The following is a 21510-nucleotide window of genomic DNA, read 5'->3' as shown; positions in this document are numbered from 1 at the left end:
CTTACACTCCTGTCTGGCCTGTTTCTTTGTTTTCATCATCTATTGCAACAAGAATAAACTTGCCTCTAAAGACCTCTTCATTGTTTCTTTTGATAAACACCCACACTATATACTTGTTATTTCTCTTTTTCTTAAGCTCAGCCCTGGCAACAAGCCTGTCATTTGCAAAGACAGGCGTTTTGTATTTGATATTCGCAATACCGATGAGTGCTGCTTTCGCGTCAATCACAGACATTGCAATGGACTCTGCAAACGCATAGATATGCTGCCCTTTTACCATCTGAGAATTTGAAAAGGTCATCCAAAGCTCTGGTTCAAAGGTAGCAATAGCATAGTTGCCAAGCTCTATGTCAATTATCTCACCAACAACATCCCGCGGTGAGATAGTTTTGAGTTTTCCAAGACTTTCTTTTGCCATCTCTTTTATTCTTTCTCTTACCTCTTTGATGTCCAATATAGCCCTGTCAAGCCTAATTGTCTGGACAGAACAACCAAACTCCTCTGCAAGTTCCTCATCTGTTATAAACGGATTTTCTTTTATTTTCTGCAGTAGCAACCTGTGTCTTTCCTTTCTGGATAACTTTGCCATATTTTTATCACCATGATTTAATATTTGATATTAATATCAGGTATTAAATTTTTATGCCAATATTATATAAAAATATGACTTAATTTTCAATAACAAAAAAGCCACTTTTTGAAAGTGGCCAGGAAAAAGGTCTTAAATCTTTTCTAATTGACTTAATTTTTCTTTATAATCTTTAGCATTTACAATTGTGACAAGATAGTTATAAAAATCTTTTCCGATATCTTCTCTTGAAAGTGCAATTTCAACTGTTGCCTGCAAGAACCCAAGTTTGTTTCCAACATCATATCTTTTTCCTTCAAACTCATAAGCGTACATAGCCTCTTTCTTTGAAAGCTCTCTTAAGGCATCAGTTAGTTGAATCTCTCCTCCAATTCCTTCTTTTGTGTGTTCCAATATGTTTAAAATCTCTGGTGTGATTATGTACCTTCCCAAAACAGCAATATTTGAAGGTGATTCTTCCTTCTTTGGCTTCTCAACAAGGTCTTTTACCTTGTAAATTCTATCTTCAATCTGCTTTCCTGCAACAATTCCGTATTTGCTAACATCTTCTTCTGGTACCTTTTGAACACCCAAAATTGTTGTCCTGTACTCTTCGTACACCTCAATTAGCTGTTTTAAACAAGGCTTGTCCGATATAATTATGTCATCACCTAAAAGTACAGCAAAAGGTTCATTGTCAATAAAAAGCCTTGCACAGTAAACAGCATCACCCAAACCCCTTGGCTCTTTTTGACGGATATAATGCACATTGTAGTCAGCAATCTTTCTTATCATCTGAAGGTTATCAAAGTCCTTTTTGTTCTCAAGAGCAACCTCAAGCTCAAACGACTTGTCAAAATGGTCTTCTATAGCTCTTTTGCCGCGTCCTGTGACTATTAAAATGCTCTCTATTCCCGATTCTAACGCCTCTTCAACTATATACTGTATTGTAGGCTTGTCAACAATAGGAAGCATCTCTTTGGGCTGGGCCTTTGTTGCAGGCAAAAATCTTGTCCCAAGTCCTGCTGCAGGAATGATTGCCTTTTTTATAAGCCTTTTCATTCTACTTGCCACCCTCTTCAAATTTTTTGTCAAGAATAAAATTTAACTTTATAGTTATTATTATACCATATTTTACAACAAAAAAATAAAGCACGACCATAAAAATTGGTCGTGCTTTATTTTCTCAATTATTCTTCGTCTTCTTCATCATACATGTCAAAGTCTTCATCATCAAAGCGGGACTGGAAAATTTCAAATACGTTTTCAAGCTCCTCCTCATCTTCTACACCAACATAGACCTCTTCTCCGTCTCTATCTTCAATTCGCAGTATGATGACCTCTGCCTCTTCGTCTTCCTTTTCAATCTCTTCTAAAGGAAGAAGGACTATATAGTCATTACCATTGTAATTGACCTTATCAAGCATTTCAAATGATATCTCTCTTCCTTCCTCGTCTACTAATGTTACAACATTGTCTGCAAACATATCCATATAATTTCACCTCTTTTCTAAATATAGATTATTGTAATACAAAAAATGGCACATGTCAACATGAAATTCATTTACAATATATTATCCCCACCAAATTTCATCATAACCATCATCCTCATCCTTTGGCCCTTCGTAAAAGTCTACAAAGCAGGTCTTACCAGTAGCCGTGTCAATCAATTTTAACCTGAACATAAAATCTGGATGTTCTATCTTATTAACTGCATCGTAATCATAGCTATTTTCTTTGGCAACCTCAAATCCGTACATTTTTAGGTCAGATATAACCTCTTCAATCTCCCTCTCAAAGTCAATGTCAACCTCAGGAATATTGCCTTCTTTCAAAAGCTTTGCAATCTCTTCAATCTCACCTGTTTGATATCTAAAGCCTCTTTTTATCATCTCAAAACTACCCCTTTTCTAAAGATGGTTTTGTTTTTATAACAATATAATGATACCCATATTCATCCTTTGCTAAACAGTTCTATTTTTAAAATATTCAATGGTTTTTGTAAGCCCTTCTTTTAACGAATATTTTGGACTCCACGAAAGCAGACTTTTTAGTAAACTGTTGTCAAGCGTGCTGTGTTGAATATCCCCTGGTCTTTTTTGCGTATATACAGCACTTTTTTGATATCCTGTCAAGCCTGAAATTATTTCAAATAGCTCATTTATAGAAACTCTTGTATTTGTACTCAAATTAAATGTACCTTTTATCGGATTTTGAAGTGCAAGATAATTTGCTTCAGCAACATCTTCTACAAATATAAAATCTCGAGTTTGATTGCCATCACCAAAAATCATAACATCTTTGCCATTTTGCATTCTCTCACAAAATATTGAAACAACTCCACCTTCTCCAAATGGATCTTGTCTTGGTCCATAGACATTTGAATATCTGAAGATAACGTACTCAAAGCCATAACTTTGTGCAAATCTCTCTATATACTTTTCTGCCGTGAGCTTAGATATCCCGTAAAATGACATCGGATTTTTTGGGTGACTTTCATCTATAGGAAGATACTGAGGCTCTCCATAGACTGCAGCTGATGAAGCATAGATAAACTTTTTTATCTCGTACTTTGCGCAAAAACTCAATAAATTCAGCGTACCAAAAATATTTACGCTACAGTCCAAAATTGGGTCTTCCATTGACTTTGTCACACTTACCTGTGCTGCCTGATGAATACAATATTCAATTTTGTTCTCCTTAAATATATCTTCTAAGTTATCTCGAATGTCAAGTTTATAAAATTTGGCTTTTGGATTTATATTTTTGAGATTCCCTGAACTCAGGTTATCGACAACACACACATCATAGTTCTTCTCAATCAGCCTGTCTACAATATGTGAGCCAATAAAGCCTGCACCACCTGTCACAAGTACAGCCAAAAACTTACACTCCTTTTTAAAAAAATCATAAAAAAAGTATATCTCTAATTTAACTTAATTGCAAACTCTGATATAATATTAGAGATGAGAAATTTCAAAGGAGGCTTTGTTAATAAATAAAATGAATACAAAAAAGGTCATTCTCTACGGTTTACATATTCTTAAAAACCATTTTTTAACAACAATCATCTTTATCGCATTTATGTACTTATATTTCTCGCTTTTTAGAGGAACTATTTCCCAATTAATTAGCGGAATTGTTATTTCTATATTGTATCTGTATGGAAACTTTTCAAGCGGAAGATATCATGCAAAGAAAAGAGATGCTCTGCCTTTAAGTGCTGCTACACTGTCAATTATCATCTCTACTATTCCAAGTATAGTTTTTGCTTACCTTGCCTCTAAAAATGTGTCTTTAAATGACAAAGGTCTTCTTAAAACACACTGGCTGAATGTAGTATACAGGCTCTGGAACTCACCATTTATTGGAATTTTCTCATATGCAGATGAGGTTGCCAAAAATATGCATTCAATATTTCCAATTGTGATTTCATACTGGATAGTAGCGGCTTTTTTGCCGGTAGCCTCATTCTTAGGCTATGTCATTGGAATCCTCGAGACAAAGGGAATAGTTAAACTTCCTGAATACTCTCTATTTCCCAAAAAGAAAGGCCAGAATAAAAAGCAAGGCAAAACCGGGAAATCCTATTAATGTACCAACTGCAAGGTTTACAATGTTAAACCCAATGTGAAGTCCGTATGGTTCAAATAAGAAATTAAAAAGCACAATAAAACAGCAAGTGAACAAAAATCTAATTAGAAAATCCAATATTTTCATCTTGCAATTTAATATCTTCCTTAAGAAATAGTTTCTTTAATCTATTTTATGTAAAACCAAAAATAAAAAGAACCCTCTTTTTTACTGAGGGTTCTTTTTTAGTAGTTTATACAAGTAGTTTAGCCACTTTTCAGCAAGTATCTGTTGATAGATGGCAATCTCAATCAAATCTTGGTCTGAAGAGTAGTTAAAAAGAGTATTTGCGCCTTCTAAAAGTCCTTTTACGTATCTGAGTAAGTACTCATAATCCTTTTCTTTTTGGTTTTTAATCTGCAAAAGCAACTCTACATCAGATACTTGGTTTGAGATAATGCTTAAAACTTCCATATTCATCTTTATAAACTGCCTAAAAAATATTTCTTTTATATATTATGCACCAATATTTGCTTTGATATAACACTAAATCTCTTTTCTTCCTTCAATTGCTTTGAGAATTGTTACCTCATCTGCGTATTCAATATCACCGCCAACCGGAATACCACGGGCAATTCTTGTCACTTTAATACCCATTGGCTTTATAAGTCTTGCCAAGTATGACGCTGTTGCCTCACCATCCACATCCGGGTTTGTAGCAATTATTACTTCTTTTACATTAGTATCAGCAAGTCTTTTTAGAAGAACATCAATTGTCAGCTGTTCAGGATATTTACCTTTGAGCGGTGATATTGCACCATGCAGTACATGGTAAAGTCCCTTGTATTCTTTTACCTTTTCAAGGGCTACAACATCCTGAGGCTCCTCAACAACACAAATTATGCTTCTGTCTCTTTTATCGTCACTGCATATATGACAAATATCACCTTCTGTAAAGTTGCAACATATTTTGCACAATTTTGTGCTATTTTTGGCACTTAAGATTGCCTCTGCCAATGCTTTTACATCTTCATTTTTCATATTAATTATATAAAAAGCAAGCCTCTGTGCAGTTTTTTGGCCTATGCCAGGCAGTTTTTCAAGCTGCTGGATAAGTTTTGAGATAGCATTTTCTTTTGCTTGCATATTATATCAACCTCATCTCAAAAAAGACCTGTAAACCCAAAACCTGCTACCTTTTGCATTTCTTCTTCTATCATTTTTTCAACCTTTCTAATTGCCTCATTTACACATGCAACTATCAGATCCTGAAGTGTTTCAATGTCATCTGGATCAACAACCTCTGGGGAAATCTCAATACTTTTAATCTCCTTTTTACCATTTATAACAACCTTTACAGCACCGCCACCTGCAGTAGCTTCAATTTCTCTTTGGTTTAACTCTTCTTGTAGCTTTTCTATCTCCTCTTGTATTTTTTTTGCCTGTTTTTGAAGCTGATTTATGTTAAAACCGCCACCAAGTCCTGGAAACCTGTTTTTTGCCATATTCTTGTTTACCTCCTCATTTTTAGCTTCAATATTTAAAAAATACTCATATATTATACAACAAAAATTTTAGACCCTTCTATATCTTTTTTTACAATTATCTTCTGGTCAAACGCATCCATCAAATCCTCAATATGGGTTATTACAAGTATTGTATCAAATTGGTCCTTGATTTGATTTAAACACTCTATTATGTGGTCTTTCCCTTCTTCATCCTGTGACCCAAAACCCTCGTCCAAGATTAACATTCTAATCGAAGCACCTGCTCTCTTTAAAAGTACCTTTGCAAGAGCTATCCGAATAGCAAAATTAATCCTGAAAAGTTCGCCCCCTGAAAAAAGTTCGTAGTTTCTTGTACCATTTTTATCTGAAATCTCTATTTGGAGTGTTTCTATTGTCTTACCAGAAGCCATTTCCTTTTGTGTTTTAAAATCAATTGAAAAAGCTCCATTTGTCAAAAGTTTTAAAAGCCGGTTTGCCTCATCCCTGACAAGTGGCAGGGTGTTTGCAATTATTTCATTTTTAATACCATCAGGACCAGTTATGTCAATGATGATATCATAAATTTCTATCTCTTTTTTTATTTCTTCTATCTCTTTTTCAAGTACAAGCAGTTTCTTTTTAGCTTCTTTGATTTGGCTGAGTTTCTGCTCAAAAATCCCTATTTCTTTTAAGATAGAGTTTAAATCTTCTTGAAGACGACTGATTTTTATCTCATAACTATTTATATCTGATTTAATCTTCGAAAGTTTTTCGGCTGATGATTGAGAAAGCATATCAGACAACTCTCTGTCTATCTCTTGAATCTTTTTTGAAAGTTCATCCTCTTCCTTTTGGTACTCAAGAATATGATTTCTCAGGTTCTCTGCCTTTACCTTGTTTATTTCTATTGTTTTCAGTAAGTTTTGATATACCTCAAGCTCTTTTACCTTTTGTAGAAGAATATTGTAATTTTCCTCATCAAAGTTTAACTTATTAAAATCATCCTTTAAATCTTTTAATCTCAGCTCAAGCTTTATTACTTCCTGCTCACAGGCCTTTATATTTTGTTCGTCGTTAAAAATTGAGTCTTGTAAGTTTTTAATATTTTGCTTTTTTTGCTCAACCTTTGCCTTTAAATTTTCGTATGCACCATGAAGCTTCTTCTCTTTGGTGCGCAAAACCTCTTCTTGTTTTACCTTTTCTTCAAGTTCTTGATATTGTTTTTTAAGGCTTGATAGCTTTAAATTTAACTTTTCCTTTTTTTCCTTGTACTCCCTCCCTTGAGATGCTATCTCTCTTTTAATATGCTCCTTTTCCTCATCGCCATCTATTCTCCGCAAACATACAGGACATTTCCCTTTATTTGACTCAATTAACTTATAGTTTGTTGCAAGTTCTTTAAGCTTACTATCAACTACTTCTAAAAACTTCTCAATTTTTGTAATCTCATCCCTTTTTTCTTCCAACTCTTGCTTCAGTCCCTTAATTTTCTCAAGCTCTTTCTCAACGTTGGAAATCTCAATTTCTGACTTTTTTAGCTCTTCTTCATACTTAGAAAGCTCTGAGTTTTCTCTGCTAAGCTTTTCAGTAGTCTCTTTCATAGATTTTTCAAATATTTTTTTCTGTTCTATCTTCCCACTTATCTCTTTTTCAATAAGTGCTATGTCATTTTTAAGCTTCACAAAAGTATTATAGTCTTTTTCAAGAGCTTCTAAATTGTTTTTAAGAATCTCATATTCCCTTGCTTTTAAAGTTATTTCAGACTCACTTTTTAGCTCATCTTCTATCTTTGTAAGCTCTTTTTTGCTATCTTCAATCTTCTGTTTTATACTTTCATGTTTTCTTCTAATTTCCTCCTTTTCTCTTTTTTTCTCTTCAATGGTTTTAAGATTCTGCTCTATTTCATACTTTTGAAATACAAGATTATTTAGCTCATTCTTAAGTGTATCTAATTCGCCTGTAATCTTTTTGGATTTCTCTTCAAGCTCTAAAATAGATGTTTTAATACTCTCTTCTTCTGAAGTAAGTTTTAACTTCTCTTCACTTTCCTTGATTTTGAGATCAAGCATCATCTTTTTTTCTTTTTTCTTTTCCTTTGCAAGCTCATTTATTCTGTCATATACGCCGAGGTTTAAAATCTTAGCTAAAATCTCACGCCTTTCCTCTGGTGATGATAACAAAAAGTCTTCTGTTCGTTTCTGAGAAAGGTATGCCGAGTGTAAAAACACATTAAAGTCTATCCCTAAAATCCTTTCCAGCCTGTTTTGTGTCTGGGTATAGTTTGCTTCACTAATTGGAATCAGCACATCATTTTTTTTGATAAAAAGAGAAAGATATTTTTTCCCTCTTCTATCAAGCCTTCTCACAACCCTGTACACAAACTTATCTATCTCAAACTCAAACTCAACCTGCATGTAATCTTTATGTGAGTTTATATATTCTGTTTCAGAGATTTTGCCACGCCTGCCAGTCTGAAGTCTCTCAAATTCACCAAAAAGTGCCCATGTAATTGCCTCTGCAATAGAAGATTTCCCATTTCCATTCTTACCTACAATACACGCAACCTTGATATTTTTAAAGTCAATCTCATTGAAATTTTCATCATAAGATTTAAAGTTTTCAATCTTTAAGTAAAGTGGTCTCAAAAATTGACCCCCCAACTTTTTTTAGTCACTTTGTACTTCTTCAAACAAGGATTTAAATGTCGCAACTACCTCATTTTTGTTTTTTATATCTTTATATTTTGGGCTTGCAGACAAAAACCTTTCAAATGCAAAAATAGGATCTGACTTTTCATCAACCTCGATAATCCTAAAATCTTTCTTGGCATCTGTGACCTCTATCTCAATCGGGGCTAAAATGAAACACATGTCTTTTAAATACTCTTCTACCTTGGTTAAATTAAGCCTTTCCTTTAGCAAACTTTGTGTCCTTATTATAAGCTTTATAACTGATGCTTTCACGTTTGCAGATGAGTTTTCTTCTAAGTTCTTTATTTTTCTGTCTATCTCTGAAATAAGTATTTTCTCTACATCACTATCTGCTTCATACAAATCAATTTCAAGTTGATAGAAAGGCCTGACAACAACAGGTTTAAACTCAAACCAAAAATTTTCTCTCTCTATTTCAAATACTACAAAACCTTTTTGGTCTTGTGCTTCTGAAAAGTCTATTCTGTCAGGCGAGCCACAGTACACAATTGCCGGGTCTTTGGAATTTAAAATCTGTGGTTTGTGGATATGGCCAAGGGCAACAAACCTAAGTTTTGGATGTAAAAGTACAGAAATTGGTACCTTTACATCTTTTCCTATCATAATCATTCTTTCACTGCCAACTTCAGCTTCATTGACTGTAAAGTGGCCTGCTAAGATGGTCGGTATATCATCTTCACATGAGTCTAAAATTTCTGCCAATCTTTCTTCAAAAAAATTTGCAATGTTTTGCTCAATCTGCTCAATCTTCTCAGGAATTGTTTTATCTATAAACCTTTCAAGGTAAAGATATGGTACAGCTATAACTCTGAGTCTTTCACCTTTTATATCAAACACTTTCGTTTCAAAAAGCTTATCCATTACAACAATATTTTCTTGTTCAAATATTTCAAAAACCTTGACTGAATGATGTTTTGCTTCAAATGGGTGCATGTCATGATTCCCAGGAACTATTACAACTAATACGCCTTCTTTTGCAATCTCAACAACCCTTTTGTAGAACATATTTCGCAAGGTAGAGTTTGGCTCTCTGTCTTTAAATATATCACCAGTGACGAGCAAAAGGTCTATATGGTTTTGTCTTATATACTCTAATATTCTATCAAATGTCCTGAAAAAATCATGAACACGCGATCCCAGTCCATCTGGAGTTTCTTTGCTGTATGTTGTCACACCAAAATGAAGATCTGCTGTGTGAACACCTCGTATTGACATTTATGTTCCACCCTTTATTAAAAAGAATTTCTAATACTCCATATCTTTCAGAAACTCTTCTGAGGCTTCAAGTACCTTCCGGTAATTGTCTTCAACATCAGTCTTTGGACTGAAAATCGAAACAAAATCGTAAAAGCTCTGGTCATACCCTCTTGTTTTTATTGCAATTGGCATTGGAACAGCATGGCCAATAACAAGCGCTTGCTGCTTTGAATCAAGAGACTCAATAATAGCTCTCAGTTGTTTACTATTTTTCATGCCAGCAAGTGCACTTGCAATGTCCGCTTCATCAGAAAGTGCTAAAATCACCCTTGTGCCTATTTGTGAAGCAATCTCACTGTCTATTTGTGAAGGACGCTGGTCTATGCACATAAGGCTTACCTTTGCTTTTCTCATCTCTCTTGCTATTGTGCCAAATATTGTCTGTTTTGCAACATCCGGTGATAAAAATCTGTGGGCTTCCTCTATTGCAATCACGAGCGGTCTTGGTGCTGGGTATTTTTTTCTGTTTGATATGTGTTTTTCATACATCTCCATGTATTTATTGTAAATTCGTCTTGATAACACGTTTGTGACAAATAAGTAGTGTAGGAGTTTGTCTCCTTTGCCAAAGGTTATGTCAACACTAATCCCTCTTTGAAGATAATCCAAGATTATATCAATAGAATTTGTTCCAGGACTTCTGTCGTACTTAAGATAAGGAAGCTCTTTTAACACAGAAAGTTTTCTTATAAGCGCTAAAAGTGAACTTCTGTTGACAATAGCCTCACTGTCTTTAAACTCCTCAGCAAGTTCCTCACCATTTACCAAGACTTCATGAAGCCAATGTCTTCCTTGTGCCTCTAACTTGTTTTTGAGAGCAATCATCACTTGTTCAGCTGTTTCATTTAAGTTTAGCTCTTCAGAGATTGACAAGATGTCCTCAACCTCAACATCTCTCACATCAATCTCAATTGGAAGCACTCCTGCTCTGTTTACTGAACTGCTTTCAATTGTCATTATCTGAACTTTGTTTCCAAAAAGACTTTTTAAACCTTTTACATGATAGTTTTCCTCATCAATGCTATCTGGACCGTGGTCTGAATGCGCATCAAATATCAGCAAAGAAGCTTTGTCAGAAAGAATAATCCCTGCCATTATAAGTCTTGCAATAAATGACTTCCCTGTACCTGTTCGACCGTAAATACCACTGCTTCTTTCAATGAACCTGTCTATGTCAATGCACACCTGGGTACTTTCATCCATGTCAAGAACGCTTCCGATTGGGAAAAAACGTTTGGGGTCTTTTTCAAAGCTTCCAAATACATCTTGGATATCATCATATGTTGCCCTTCTGACACTTGAAGCATGAAGAGGAATGTTTCTTATTGGCTGGTTTTTCCCCTCTTGCAGATCAAATGCAAGAACAGGCTGGGCCTTAAATATTGTGTAAATTGAAGTTCCTCTTGTAATTCTATTTAAAAGAGAAAACTCAGTGCCTCTTGGAAGCTCAGTTAAAGATTGCTTGTTCATGCCTTCTATGACCATATCAGTGAGCATGCAATAGTATTTTTTCTTCTCTGTTTGGCTAACTAAGATGCTACCTATTCTTGTATCTTCAATGATAGAATCATCTTCAACCTTTATTGCAAGCCCTTCTAAAAATGAGCCGCCTATGACCTTGCCAATCCTTTGACCAGTATAAAACTTTTCCGGCATCTTTTACTCACCCTTTTTTTTATAAGTGAGAAATCAAATTTTCCAGTCTTTCAATAATAGGTGTAAGAAGATTTAAGTCATATTTAAGATATGCGTTTAGCTCTTTCCCCATATGCTCTATGTACTCATAATCCTTTTTTCTTGCAACATAGGCAAAGTAGAGCATCCACGGAATTACCTCAACAACGTCAACATCCTTTGCTTTTATAACAGAGTTTAGAAACAAACTGCTTTGTGTTGCCAAAAGGATATCGTTTTTGTCTGCCAACTCAACCATTGTGTGAAGCCTTATACTTCTGTCCGGAAGGCAGTTTATGAACTTGCCATTTGATATAAAGCCAAGGATTATACACTTAAAATAACCTTTTAAAATCTGCTCAAGCTGTGGATAAAACCTTTTTAGCTCCTCTGGGGTTTTCCACAGGGCCCGCGGATATCCTTCTTGTGATATACTTCCTACGTCATACCTTGTAACACACCCCAAGACTTTGTAGTTATCAAGCTCAAATCTTATAAACTGACCGGCTGTAGGGATATTGTCAAGATCTTTTGCTTCACATGTAATTTGAGTAAAAGAAATATCAATTATCTCACCAACTGCCATCACCAGCACAACTCCTTTTTTATACTATCCTTTTGACCTTATTATTCTTCTTTGCAGAATATGGCAAAATCTCATCTCCAACCCCCAAAAGGATATTTTCTATGGCTGCTTTGTCCTGATGTGAGATAGTAGAAAACTCGTGAGCATGTGTGAGCGATATAGGATAACCAAATCCAACCTGGCACTGGTGATATATTGCACCGATACATTTTTTGAGCCACTTTTCATCTTTTGCAACATAAACAGGAATTTCTATTCGTGCAATCTCGTAGCCAGTTGCAAGATAAACAAAGGTAATATCTGTGTCTTCAAACTCGTCAAATGCTCTTCCTAAGGTGTAAAATACATTAGAGTGCTGTCCACTTTTTAGGTCCGAAAACAAAAATACATCTTTTATTCTCTCTATCTTTTCACAATTTCTCTTTTCTTCTCTGCTGCATTCTTTACAGTCAATCCGCATCTTTTCACAGTTATATATCCTATAAAGATTAGAGATAATAGAGTTCTTTGGCATTGAAATAAAACCACAAACTGCTACGTTTTTTTGTTTTGCCACATTAAAAATCTTTTCAAGCTCAAGATTTGCTCTTCTGCCAAAGCGTAAACCCTGCCTGTCTTGTGTCCAATCAATGAGATTTCCATCATAAAGAACAAGTCTCAGATCACTTTTTGGTAAACAGTTTTCAACATACTCTAAAATAGCCATGTACTCTTTTGTTTGTCTTTCTCTTGATATTTCAGATGAGCTTTTGATTGCCTGAGCTTCTTTTTTTGAATAAAGCTCTTCGTCAAGGTAAATGTAAGGATATGTTTGGTAATTAAAATTGCTGTTTTCATTGTTATAAGTAATTTCTACACAGGCAATGTTCAAAAGGTAGTAAGGCTGTGAGATATGCCTGTCAATCTCAGTATTGCTACCATCAACTGCAAATACTTCATAACTTGTCTGAACCTCACAGGGAAAACCCGTCATAAATTTATTAAAGTTACTATAATATGGAAGACAAAATAAGATTTCGTTTTTCTCATCTTTTCTTGGAATTTTAGAAAGCACCTTTTCTACCTTTTGCTCATCTAAAAAGCTTAAAAAATTAAAAACCTCTTGAATATTTTCTTCTATCTCTTTTTCTTTTTGCAATATCATATTTCTCTTTTCACTTATTTGCTGAGCTAAATTGTGTAAATCTAACATTCTCTCACATCCACTATATTTAATGTAATCGATCACTATCAATCACTTAAGATTATACCATTATAAATAAAATTTATCAAACATTTATTCGTGTAATAGAACAATAGCGTAAGCTGAAACTCCTTCTTCTCTTCCTTCAAATCCCAAACCTTCTGTCGTTTTCCCTTTTATGTTTACCTGAGTTTTTTCAATATCTAAAGCCTTTGCAATGTTTGTCTTCATCTCATCTGTATATGGAGAAATCTTTGGTTTTTGTGCAACTATTGTTGTATCTATGTTAATTATACTCATACCTTTATTTTTCAAAAGTTTCGAAACTTCCCTTAAAAGGACTATACTTGAGATATCCTTGTATTTCATATCAGTGTCAGGGAAGAGCTTTCCAATATCATTTTCGCCCATAGCACCAAGGATGGCATCAATTATTGCATGAATTAAAACATCTGCGTCAGAATGACCTAAAAGCCCTTTTTCAAATGGAATCTCAACACCACCTAAGATTAGTTTTCTTTTTTCGACAAATCTGTGAGCATCATATCCAATTCCCACTTTAAACATTTGCTTTAAACTCCCCTTTCAAATATTACAATTCCTTCTTTTAAGATTTTATTTTTGAATGTTTCGTTTTCTAATTTCTCAAGTTCAACTAAGTCAACCTTATAAAGCCCTGCAGCTTCATCCAAATCTAATTTAAAACCAGCTGTTGTTTCACCATCTACCACTATTGCAATGTCAATATCCGAATTTATTTTATAATCACCTCTTGCTCTTGAACCAAATAATATAGCCTTTTTTATTGTCCTTTCACTTCTGATGAGCTCCATAATTTTCTCAAATATGACATCTTCAATCCCAAATTTCATTTAATCAACTCCTCGATTTTTTTCTCAAGTTCCTCAAACAAAGGTAAGTAATCACTTTTTATTCTCTCAAATATTATTTTGGCAACACATTCATCATAGGTGTGGACAGTCAAGTTCCTATCTTCAATCATCCTTAGCCATTTTTCCTGATTTTCAATCAAACCCACTGAAAATGCTTCTTTGAAAACTGCTCTGGGTGAAGAAATACTTACTATGCCTTGATATTCCAAATACGCCTTCAATAATTTCCAGGCAAGCTCATATGTAAATTCAAATCTTTGAATAGCACCATCATACAAAAGAGGATTATCGCTCCTTTCTTCTATAGCTTCTTTCAATCTCAAAAGTGCTTTCTGAAAATTAGCAAACCTTTCTTTAATTTTTTCCAAATTATCCATCCTCCATTTTTAATTTTGTTTTTTTACGCGTTGGTATTTAAATTATATCACATGAAAATAAATTTTAGCTTTTCAAAAAGATTTGACATACAAAGAATTTTAATGGTATTATTAAATAAACACCACAAGTGAATAGCTCATAATATATTAATAGATAGAGGTCGCGTCTTTTAAGAGTAGGCAGGTGGATGTGAAAGAAGACACAGATGAAGCCTGCTGAAAGGAAAAGACGCCGAAGGGAGTTTCTTTCTTCTTGGAAACTTCCCTGGGTGCATGGAGAATATCCATGCAACTGTCACCAATTGAAAAATTGGTGGAGCGCTATCTGTTAATATATTGTATAATCCTTGTTATACAATATATTAACAGAAGCTGGCTGAAGACCAGCTTTTTTTAGTTTTATTTGATTTTGTATGCAGAAATAAAGTAAAATATTTTTAGAGGAGGCTAATTCAAAAATGGCAAGGAAAATCAAAATGGCAATAGTTGGCGCAACTGGTATGGTTGGTAGAACATTTTTGAAAGTGTTAGAAGAGAGAAATCTTCCTGTTGAAGAATATTACCTATTTGCATCAAGCAGATCAGCTGGTACAAAGGTTGAGTTTATGGGAAAGGAATACATTGTAGAAGAGCTAAAAGAAGATTCATTTGACAGAGGGATAGACATTGCACTTTTCTCAGCTGGTGCATCTACCTCTCTCCACTTTGCACCAATCGCAGCCTCCAAAGGTTGCATTGTAATTGACAACTCAAGCGCATGGCGTATGGAAAAAGACGTTCCTTTAGTTGTACCAGAGGTAAATCCAGAGGATATCAAGTGGCATAAGGGAATTATCGCAAATCCAAACTGCTCAACAATTCAGGCAGTTGTTGTTCTAAAGCCTTTGCATGATAAATACAAAATAAAGAGAATTGTGTACTCGACATATCAGGCTGTCTCAGGTGCTGGGTATCAAGGATATTTAGATTTGGAAGAAGGTTTAAAAGGTGCACCACCAAAGAAATTTCCATATCCAATTGCAGGAAATGTAATTCCTCATATTGACGTTTTCTTAGAAAATGGATATACAAAAGAAGAGATGAAGATGATAAATGAAACAAGGAAGATTTTGCATGATGACTCTATCAAAATTACAGCAACAACCGTAAGGGTACCTGTTTTCAATGGTCATAGTGAGTCCATTAACGTTGAATTTGAAAAACAATTTGATTTAGAAGAATTAAAAGAAACTTTAAGACAGGCACCAGGTGTTGTTGTTCAAGACGACCCAGAAAATCTTTTGTACCCAATGCCAATCTATGTATCTGGTAAGGATGAAGTGTATGTTGGAAGAATCAGAAGAGATGAATCTGTTGAAAGTGGTGTAAATCTTTGGGTTGTTGCTGACAATATCAGAAAAGGTGCTGCTACAAATGCTGTTCAGATAGCTGAGAAGGTAATTGAGTATTTCTTTAGTTAATATTTTCAGTTTGACCATAATTTAATGTTTTGAATAAATGGGAGGTTTTATTGCTATGCCAATTTTTAAAGGCTCAGGTGTTGCCTTGATAACACCTTTTAAGGACGAGGAAAGTGTGGACTTTGAAGTTCTTGGGAGGCTTGTTGATTTTCATCTTGAACACAAAACAGATGCTATCATCGTATGCGGTACAACCGGCGAGCCTTCGACAATGCCAGACGATGAACATTTAGAGGTAATTAGATTTGTCATTGATAGGGTAGCTGGCAGAAAACCTGTCATTGCGGGTGTTGGCAGCAACCATACAAAACATGCAGTATATCTTTCCAAAAAAGCCCAGGAGCTTGGTGCAGATGGTCTTTTGCATGTAACACCTTACTACAACAAGACAACCCAAAAAGGTCTGATTGAACACTTTAAAGAAATAAACGATGCTGTGTCAATCCCTATAATTGTCTACAATGTTCCATCAAGAACAGGGCTAAATATACTGCCCGAGACAATGAAGGAGCTCTCAAAACTTCCTAACATAAGAGCTATCAAAGAAGCAAGCGGAAATATCACACAGGTTGCAGAAATTGCTATGCTCTGCCCTGACATTGACATCTACTCTGGAAATGACGACCAGATTGTACCAGTACTCTCTGTTGGTGGAATTGGTGTGATCTCAGTTCTTGCTAACATTTTGCCTGATGAGACACATGATATTGTTGAGTACTTCTTAAACGGCCAAGTTGAAAAGGCAAAAGAGCTGCAGCTAAAGCTACTTCCAATTATCAAAGCATTATTTATTGAGGTAAATCCAATACCTGTAAAAGAAGCTATGAATATGATGGGATTCAATGTCGGAAGGCCAAGACTGCCGCTTACTACAATGACTGAGAAAAATAGAGAGATACTAAAAAAGGCTCTTATTGACTATGGAATAAACATAAAAGAGTAAAAAATACGTTTTTAAACATCTCTAAAAAACTAAGCATAGATGGATGTGATGCACAAATGCTAAAAGTTTTACTTAACGGTTGCAATGGCAAGATGGGTCAGGTTGTTAGCAAGGTTGCAAAAACATATGAAGATGTTACAATTGTTGCAGGTGTTGATTTGAACACTACAAGAAATTTTGACTATCCTGTTTACAGTAATCCTTCTCAAATTCAAGAAGAGTTTGATGTAATAATTGATTTTTCTCTGCCAGAGGCTACACTTGCAATTTTAGAATTTGCAAAGGCAAAGAAAAAACCAGTTGTAATTGCCACAACAGGCTTTACAAGTGAACAGAAAGAAAAGATTGTTGAGTCTTCAAAAGAGATACCAATTTTTTGGTCTGCCAACATGTCACTTGGTGTTAACCTTGTTGCAGATCTTGTACAAAAAGCATACAAGACGCTGGGAAGTAAGTTTGATATTGAAATTGTTGAAAAACATCACAACCAGAAGATTGACGCACCTTCTGGCACAGCTCTTATGCTTGCAGATGCTATCAACGAGGTTGCAAACAATGCGTATGAGTACATCTATGACAGGCACACAAGAAGAAAGAAAAGGGCTCAAAATGAGATAGGAATTTTTTCAGTGCGCGGAGGTACAATTGTTGGAGAGCACAGTGTTATCTTTGCTGGTCCAGATGAGATTATAGAGATAAAACACACAGCCCTTTCAAAAGAGGTTTTTGCAAACGGTAGTATCAGGGCTGCAATGTTTATAAAAGACAAAAAGCCGGGTATATATAACATGAGTGATCTGATTAATTCAATGTGAGGTGTTTTGAATTTGAAGCCTGTGACAAATTTAAATGTCACTCAAAACGTTGCCATGATAACATTGGATAATGTCCCAAACAAAATAGACCTGATTGCCTCAATCTTCAATGAAGTAGCAAGTCACGGAATAAACATTGACATGATTAGCCAGACAGCCCCGTACAAAGGAAATATAAATCTATCATTTAGTCTTGATGAAGAAAATGTACCAAAGGCAATTTCAGCGCTGAGCAAGTTCAAAAAAGAGATTCCACATTTAAGAATTGACATAATTTCTAACCTGACAAAGCTGAGTATCTACGGTGAAGCTATGAGAGATTTGCCGGGCGTTGCAGCATCCCTTTTCACCACTTTGGCAGAAGCAGGTGTTGAGCTTAAGATGGTGACAACAAGCGAGGTTGACATCTCATACTTGATTGATCAGAAAGATGAGGAAAAGGCCGTTGAGATTATAAAACAGAGATTTGAATTAGAGTAAACTTTGAAAAGCTGCCCCGATAGGAAAATTTTAAAGCGGGCAGCTTTTTTTAATATTGAATTTTTCCAAAACCCTTAGTATATTTGAAAATTAGAAAAACTAAAAGCCCTCAAAAAAGAATAAGGGGGAATTTTGCTTGGCAACAGGAGCAAAATATTATCATTCATGCATAAACTGTGGTGGTATTAACTCAGATACAAGAAATCAAAAAGGACTTCCATGTGAAAAGTGTCTACCATTTGAAAATAATATGAATATCCTTGAAAGCTTGAAAGAACATAATAGCCTAAAAGATTATGCCTACTTTTGGAATTTCAAAAATGAATATAAAGAGTTTGAAAAGTTTTTTGTATCAAAAGTTGGAAAACCGATGACAGGATATCAACGGCTCTGGGCAAGGCGACTTTTACTCTCAAAAAGTTTCACTTTAATTGCTCCCACAGGCCTTGGTAAGACAACATTTGGACTTGTTGCAACACTGTGGATGGCAAAAAATGGCAAGAAGGTAGCTTTAATCTTTCCTACTGTATCGCTGGTTGAACAAGCGCATCAGAGACTTCTTGAGTTTGCCAATAAAGAGCCAAAAGAAAGTGTTAAAATTCTATCTTATAAGTCATCAATGAAAAGAACCGAAAAGGACGAGTTTGAGAAAAACTTTGAAAACGGTGAATTTGACATCTTGATTGTTTCATCGCAATTTATATCAAAGCGAAAAGATGACCTAGCAAAAAAGGTATTCTCATTAGTGTTTATAGATGATGTTGATGCAATTTTGAAATCTTCAAAAAACATTGACACTCTTTTGCAGATGATTGGAATTGACCAAAAGACAATTGACCAGACATTTGAAAACCTCAAAAAAGGTATTAAGTATCCTGAACAAAAACAAAACGGCACATCTTCTACTTTATCTAAAGGCATTCTCATTGTATCTTCTGCTACTGCAAAGCCACAAGGACTAAAACCTCTTTTGTTTAGAGAGCTACTTGGTTTCGAAATAGGTAGATTCACATTCAGCATAAGAAATATTACAAATATTAGAATTGCTAAAAAATCGAAAGAAAAGCTGCTTGAGACAATCAAAATCCTCAATGATGGCATCCTCTTATTTGTTGAAAATGAAGAAGAAGGCAAAGATGTGATAAACTTTTTAGAAAACGAAGGAATATCTGTCGGTAAAACATGGGAAGATTTTGAAAAAAGTTTTGAGGAATTCAAAGATGGAAAGCTCAAAATTCTATGTGGCATATACTCATACTATGGAAAGCTTGTGAGAGGCATAGACCTACCCTTGAGAATAAAGTATTCAATATTTTGGGGCACGCCCTCGTTTAGGTTTTCAACAGATATTGAAAAGGCGCCCCGGTTTGTCTTAGAAAGGGTGTTTTCTGACTATCTTGAAGAACATCCCAAGCTAAAAAGCTTTTTTAAAGGCATAGATAGATATCGGGTCGAAAGGTTAAGAGAGATAGTAAAAAAGTATATTCCTCAAGATAAGTGGACTGTTTTTGTTAAAAAGTCCTTTTCAAACTTGAAAATCTCAGATGAGAGTCAGATATTCTTCCCTGATGTTTTCACATATATCCAAGGTTCTGGTAGGACATCACGAATGTTGGGTAGCTCTTTGACAAAAGGAGTTTCAATCTTATTTGAAGATGATGACCTACTTTTCGAAAGTCTCAGGTCAAGACTCATGTTTTTGCTTGATGAAGAATGGAAAACCGAAGATGAGGTATGTTTTGAGGATTTAATCAAAGAGGTTGAAATGAGCAGAAATGAGGCTTCAATAACCGAGAGGTCTTCAGATTTGAAGTCAAGGTTTATGATTGTAGAATCGCCCACAAAAGCAGAGACAATTTCAAGATTTTTAGAAAAAGCATCAACAAGAAGGTATGGAAGGCTCTCTGTATACGAATCAGTAACTCCAGATGGAATTTTGCTCATAACTGCCTCAAAAGGACATGTGTATGACCTTGATACAAAAACAGGAGTGCATGGGGTAGAAATATCAAACGGCAATTTTATCCCGTACTATAACTCTATCAAACGCTGTACAAGCTGTGGTACACAGTTTACTGATGAGTATCCTTCATGTCCTAAATGTGGCTCTGATAAGATTGATGACAAAAAGGAGATATTAAAGGTGCTTCGTGAGATAGCAGCTGAAGTAGACGAAGTTTTAGTTGCAACAGACCCTGATGTTGAGGGCGAGAAGATTTCATGGGATATATCCCAGTATCTAAAACCTGTCAATCCGAACTTAAGACGAATTGAAATGCACGAAATAACAAAATTTGGTTTTGAAAGTGCCATAAAAAACCAGCGCGATTTTAATGCAAACCTTGTAAAATCTCAGATTGTACGTAGAATTGAAGACAGGTGGGTTGGTTTTGAACTGAGCTCAAAGCTCCAGAAAAATTTTCAAAGCTATAATTTATCTGCAGGAAGAGTGCAATCTACTGTCCTTGGCTGGATTATAGAAAGAGAAAAGGAATATGCAAAGAGTCAAAAAGAATTTACATTTGTGAGATTTGAAAATGGGTTTGGATTTGAGGCAGAAGGCAAAATAGATGGCGACAAGGTATTAGTAGAGGTAGTAGAAGAAAATGAAAAAGAGCTTGAGACTATTTTGCCATTTAATACACCCACACTTTTGTCTTATGCATCACAAAAATTAAACCTCAGCGTACAGGAAATTATGGAAATTTTACAGTTTTTGTTTGAACATGGTTTTATAACATATCACAGAACTGACTCAAACAGAATATCACTTACAGGTCAAAATGTGGCAAGATTATACTTAGAAAAGATAGGCAAAAGGGACTTGTTTGTAGGCCGAAGTTTCGGGTCGGAGGGTGCGCACGAGGCAATAAGACCTGTTAAGCCAATTTCGCCTTTGGAGTTAAAAGAGTTGTCAAGTGAAAGACTTGCTCAGGGTTTGACAGCTAATCATATTAAGGTGTACGAACTTATATTCAATAGATTTTTCACAAGCCAGATGAAAAACCCTCTTGTAAAATATCAAAAATTAATTTTCAGGTTTGATAAACAAGAAATAGAAAAAGAAATGCCTATTGGGGTGATAGAAGAAGGCTGGCTTTTGTTCAGTCCAATTCAGATTTTTTCAAAATTTGAAAGTGGAGAATACCAAATAACAGAAAAGAAAAGTTACAAGAAGCACACAACCCCTCTTTTCACCCAAGCAATGCTTATTGATGAGATGAAACAAAAGAATATAGGAAGACCATCCACATATGCTAAAATGGTTGAGACCCTTTTCAAAAGAGGATATGTATTCGAGGACCAATATAGAAGGATTCGTTCAACTGCACTTGGAAGAAAAGTGTATTCTTACCTTGCACAACATTACCAAGATTATATAAATGAAGAGACAACAAGGGATCTTGAAAGACTTATGGAAATCGTTGAAATGGGTGAAAAGGATTATCAAAGTGTGTTAAATAGCTTATATGAAGAGCTTACAAAAATTATGCAAAGGTGAA

The 21510-nt window shown here is 35.0% G+C and carries 23 protein-coding genes and 1 riboswitch; of the genes, 6 read left to right on the top strand and 17 right to left on the bottom strand.

Going from position 1 to position 21510, the window contains the following annotated elements:
* Position 1: 1 nt before the first annotated feature.
* From fapR to PGC14_RS03570, 5 genes are all read right to left on the bottom strand, one after another.
* On the bottom strand, positions 2 to 589 hold the full coding sequence (fapR, locus tag PGC14_RS03590) for a transcription factor FapR (RefSeq protein ID WP_271629528.1): 588 nt from the start codon (positions 587 to 589) through the stop codon (positions 2 to 4).
* A 132-nt stretch (positions 590 to 721) separates the two neighbouring features.
* Positions 722 to 1630: a UTP--glucose-1-phosphate uridylyltransferase GalU gene (gene galU, locus PGC14_RS03585; protein WP_039763605.1), complete on the bottom strand. Its 909-nt coding sequence runs from the start codon at positions 1628 to 1630 to the stop codon at positions 722 to 724.
* A gap of 128 nt (positions 1631 to 1758) precedes the next feature.
* Positions 1759 to 2061, bottom strand: a complete 303-nt coding sequence (locus tag PGC14_RS03580; protein ID WP_011917127.1) for a DUF1292 domain-containing protein — start codon at positions 2059 to 2061, stop codon at positions 1759 to 1761.
* Positions 2062 to 2142: 81 nt separating this feature from the next.
* A complete protein-coding gene (locus tag PGC14_RS03575; RefSeq protein WP_039763609.1) occupies positions 2143 to 2460 on the bottom strand; it encodes a hypothetical protein in 318 nt (105 codons plus the stop codon).
* 72 nt (positions 2461 to 2532) lie between these two features.
* A complete protein-coding gene (locus PGC14_RS03570) occupies positions 2533 to 3450 on the bottom strand; it encodes an NAD-dependent epimerase/dehydratase family protein (protein WP_271629527.1) in 918 nt (305 codons plus the stop codon).
* Between the two features lie 121 nt (positions 3451 to 3571).
* Here PGC14_RS03570 and PGC14_RS03565 point away from each other — a divergent pair, with 121 nt between their 5' ends.
* Entirely contained in the window at positions 3572 to 4162 is a 591-nt protein-coding gene (locus tag PGC14_RS03565; protein ID WP_307742506.1) for a hypothetical protein, read from the top strand.
* On the opposite strand, the gene PGC14_RS03560 is transcribed toward PGC14_RS03565, so the two are convergent.
* The 12 genes from PGC14_RS03560 to PGC14_RS03505 all read right to left on the bottom strand — a co-directional run bounded on the left by PGC14_RS03560 (position 4103) and on the right by PGC14_RS03505 (position 14300).
* Positions 4103 to 4288, bottom strand: a complete 186-nt coding sequence (locus PGC14_RS03560; protein ID WP_271629525.1) for a pro-sigmaK processing inhibitor BofA family protein — start codon at positions 4286 to 4288, stop codon at positions 4103 to 4105. The two genes, PGC14_RS03565 and PGC14_RS03560, sit on opposite strands and share 60 nt — an antisense overlap.
* Before the next feature lie 81 nt (positions 4289 to 4369).
* A complete protein-coding gene (locus PGC14_RS03555; RefSeq protein WP_011917123.1) occupies positions 4370 to 4621 on the bottom strand; it encodes a hypothetical protein in 252 nt (83 codons plus the stop codon).
* Between the two features lie 66 nt (positions 4622 to 4687).
* Positions 4688 to 5287 (bottom strand): recombination mediator RecR, encoded by a 600-nt coding sequence (recR, locus tag PGC14_RS03550; RefSeq protein WP_011917122.1) that lies wholly within the window; start codon positions 5285 to 5287, stop codon positions 4688 to 4690.
* A 17-nt stretch (positions 5288 to 5304) separates the two neighbouring features.
* A complete protein-coding gene (locus PGC14_RS03545; RefSeq protein WP_011917121.1) occupies positions 5305 to 5646 on the bottom strand; it encodes a YbaB/EbfC family nucleoid-associated protein in 342 nt (113 codons plus the stop codon).
* 53 nt (positions 5647 to 5699) lie between these two features.
* Entirely contained in the window at positions 5700 to 8273 is a 2574-nt protein-coding gene (locus PGC14_RS03540; RefSeq protein ID WP_271629524.1) for an AAA family ATPase, read from the bottom strand.
* 21 nt (positions 8274 to 8294) lie between these two features.
* The gene (locus PGC14_RS03535; RefSeq protein WP_271629523.1) at positions 8295 to 9554 is read right to left on the bottom strand and encodes a metallophosphoesterase family protein; all 1260 of its coding nucleotides are present in this window, start codon (positions 9552 to 9554) and stop codon (positions 8295 to 8297) included.
* 30 nt (positions 9555 to 9584) lie between these two features.
* Positions 9585 to 11252: an ATP-binding protein gene (locus PGC14_RS03530; RefSeq protein ID WP_271629522.1), complete on the bottom strand. Its 1668-nt coding sequence runs from the start codon at positions 11250 to 11252 to the stop codon at positions 9585 to 9587.
* Positions 11253 to 11271: 19 nt separating this feature from the next.
* Positions 11272 to 11856 (bottom strand): hypothetical protein, encoded by a 585-nt coding sequence (locus PGC14_RS03525; protein WP_039764083.1) that lies wholly within the window; start codon positions 11854 to 11856, stop codon positions 11272 to 11274.
* A 19-nt stretch (positions 11857 to 11875) separates the two neighbouring features.
* Positions 11876 to 13048: a DNA double-strand break repair nuclease NurA gene (locus PGC14_RS03520; protein ID WP_039764085.1), complete on the bottom strand. Its 1173-nt coding sequence runs from the start codon at positions 13046 to 13048 to the stop codon at positions 11876 to 11878.
* A gap of 84 nt (positions 13049 to 13132) precedes the next feature.
* Complete coding sequence (gene ispF, locus PGC14_RS03515; protein ID WP_039764087.1) at positions 13133 to 13606, bottom strand: 2-C-methyl-D-erythritol 2,4-cyclodiphosphate synthase; 474 nt, start codon at positions 13604 to 13606, stop codon at positions 13133 to 13135.
* Between the two features lie 5 nt (positions 13607 to 13611).
* A complete protein-coding gene (locus PGC14_RS03510; RefSeq protein ID WP_039764089.1) occupies positions 13612 to 13911 on the bottom strand; it encodes a nucleotidyltransferase family protein in 300 nt (99 codons plus the stop codon).
* Positions 13908 to 14300: a nucleotidyltransferase substrate binding protein gene (locus PGC14_RS03505; protein WP_271629521.1), complete on the bottom strand. Its 393-nt coding sequence runs from the start codon at positions 14298 to 14300 to the stop codon at positions 13908 to 13910. The genes PGC14_RS03510 and PGC14_RS03505 overlap by 4 nt, the downstream gene beginning before the upstream one ends.
* A 156-nt stretch (positions 14301 to 14456) precedes the next feature.
* Positions 14457 to 14641, top strand: a riboswitch (Lysine riboswitch).
* Positions 14642 to 14767: 126 nt separating this feature from the next.
* Between PGC14_RS03505 and PGC14_RS03500 the strand changes: the two genes are divergently transcribed.
* From PGC14_RS03500 to rgy, 5 genes are all read left to right on the top strand, one after another.
* Complete coding sequence (locus PGC14_RS03500) at positions 14768 to 15769, top strand: aspartate-semialdehyde dehydrogenase (protein ID WP_011917112.1); 1002 nt, start codon at positions 14768 to 14770, stop codon at positions 15767 to 15769.
* A 55-nt stretch (positions 15770 to 15824) separates the two neighbouring features.
* The gene (gene dapA / locus PGC14_RS03495) at positions 15825 to 16712 is read left to right on the top strand and encodes a 4-hydroxy-tetrahydrodipicolinate synthase (RefSeq protein ID WP_011917111.1); all 888 of its coding nucleotides are present in this window, start codon (positions 15825 to 15827) and stop codon (positions 16710 to 16712) included.
* A gap of 56 nt (positions 16713 to 16768) precedes the next feature.
* Positions 16769 to 17527 carry a 4-hydroxy-tetrahydrodipicolinate reductase gene (gene dapB, locus PGC14_RS03490; RefSeq protein WP_039764095.1) on the top strand — a complete coding sequence of 253 codons (759 nt, stop codon included), beginning with the start codon at positions 16769 to 16771 and terminating at the stop codon, positions 17525 to 17527.
* Between the two features lie 12 nt (positions 17528 to 17539).
* Entirely contained in the window at positions 17540 to 18007 is a 468-nt protein-coding gene (locus PGC14_RS03485) for an ACT domain-containing protein (RefSeq protein WP_011917109.1), read from the top strand.
* A gap of 136 nt (positions 18008 to 18143) precedes the next feature.
* Positions 18144 to 21509: a reverse gyrase gene (gene rgy / locus PGC14_RS03480; protein ID WP_271629520.1), complete on the top strand. Its 3366-nt coding sequence runs from the start codon at positions 18144 to 18146 to the stop codon at positions 21507 to 21509.
* Position 21510 lies beyond the last annotated feature (1 nt).

The organism is Caldicellulosiruptor sp. DIB 104C, from assembly GCF_028198085.1.
GTDB classification, from domain to species: domain Bacteria; phylum Bacillota; class Thermoanaerobacteria; order Caldicellulosiruptorales; family Caldicellulosiruptoraceae; genus Caldicellulosiruptor; species Caldicellulosiruptor saccharolyticus.
Note: the sequence above shows the minus strand (reverse complement) of the source record. Positions and strands in the feature narration are given on the sequence as shown.

Excerpts from the sequence above, each read along its gene's own strand:
- recR (WP_011917122.1), bottom strand. The coding sequence starts at position 5,287 with ATGCAAGCAAAAGAAAATGCTATCTCAAAACTTATCCAGCAGCTTGAA.
- PGC14_RS03545 (WP_011917121.1), bottom strand. The coding sequence starts at position 5,646 with ATGGCAAAAAACAGGTTTCCAGGACTTGGTGGCGGTTTTAACATAAAT.
- PGC14_RS03500 (WP_011917112.1), top strand. The coding sequence starts at position 14,768 with ATGGCAAGGAAAATCAAAATGGCAATAGTTGGCGCAACTGGTATGGTT.
- ispF (WP_039764087.1), bottom strand. The coding sequence starts at position 13,606 with ATGTTTAAAGTGGGAATTGGATATGATGCTCACAGATTTGTCGAAAAA.
- PGC14_RS03575 (WP_039763609.1), bottom strand. The coding sequence starts at position 2,460 with ATGATAAAAAGAGGCTTTAGATATCAAACAGGTGAGATTGAAGAGATT.
- PGC14_RS03525 (WP_039764083.1), bottom strand. The coding sequence starts at position 11,856 with ATGGCAGTTGGTGAGATAATTGATATTTCTTTTACTCAAATTACATGT.
- PGC14_RS03530 (WP_271629522.1), bottom strand. The coding sequence starts at position 11,252 with ATGCCGGAAAAGTTTTATACTGGTCAAAGGATTGGCAAGGTCATAGGC.
- PGC14_RS03555 (WP_011917123.1), bottom strand. The coding sequence starts at position 4,621 with ATGAATATGGAAGTTTTAAGCATTATCTCAAACCAAGTATCTGATGTA.
- PGC14_RS03510 (WP_039764089.1), bottom strand. The coding sequence starts at position 13,911 with ATGAAATTTGGGATTGAAGATGTCATATTTGAGAAAATTATGGAGCTC.
- PGC14_RS03560 (WP_271629525.1), bottom strand. The coding sequence starts at position 4,288 with ATGAAAATATTGGATTTTCTAATTAGATTTTTGTTCACTTGCTGTTTT.
- PGC14_RS03535 (WP_271629523.1), bottom strand. The coding sequence starts at position 9,554 with ATGTCAATACGAGGTGTTCACACAGCAGATCTTCATTTTGGTGTGACA.
- PGC14_RS03520 (WP_039764085.1), bottom strand. The coding sequence starts at position 13,048 with ATGTTAGATTTACACAATTTAGCTCAGCAAATAAGTGAAAAGAGAAAT.
- PGC14_RS03565 (WP_307742506.1), top strand. The coding sequence starts at position 3,572 with ATGAATACAAAAAAGGTCATTCTCTACGGTTTACATATTCTTAAAAAC.
- PGC14_RS03580 (WP_011917127.1), bottom strand. The coding sequence starts at position 2,061 with ATGGATATGTTTGCAGACAATGTTGTAACATTAGTAGACGAGGAAGGA.
- galU (WP_039763605.1), bottom strand. The coding sequence starts at position 1,630 with ATGAAAAGGCTTATAAAAAAGGCAATCATTCCTGCAGCAGGACTTGGG.
- dapA (WP_011917111.1), top strand. The coding sequence starts at position 15,825 with ATGCCAATTTTTAAAGGCTCAGGTGTTGCCTTGATAACACCTTTTAAG.
- dapB (WP_039764095.1), top strand. The coding sequence starts at position 16,769 with ATGCTAAAAGTTTTACTTAACGGTTGCAATGGCAAGATGGGTCAGGTT.
- fapR (WP_271629528.1), bottom strand. The coding sequence starts at position 589 with ATGGCAAAGTTATCCAGAAAGGAAAGACACAGGTTGCTACTGCAGAAA.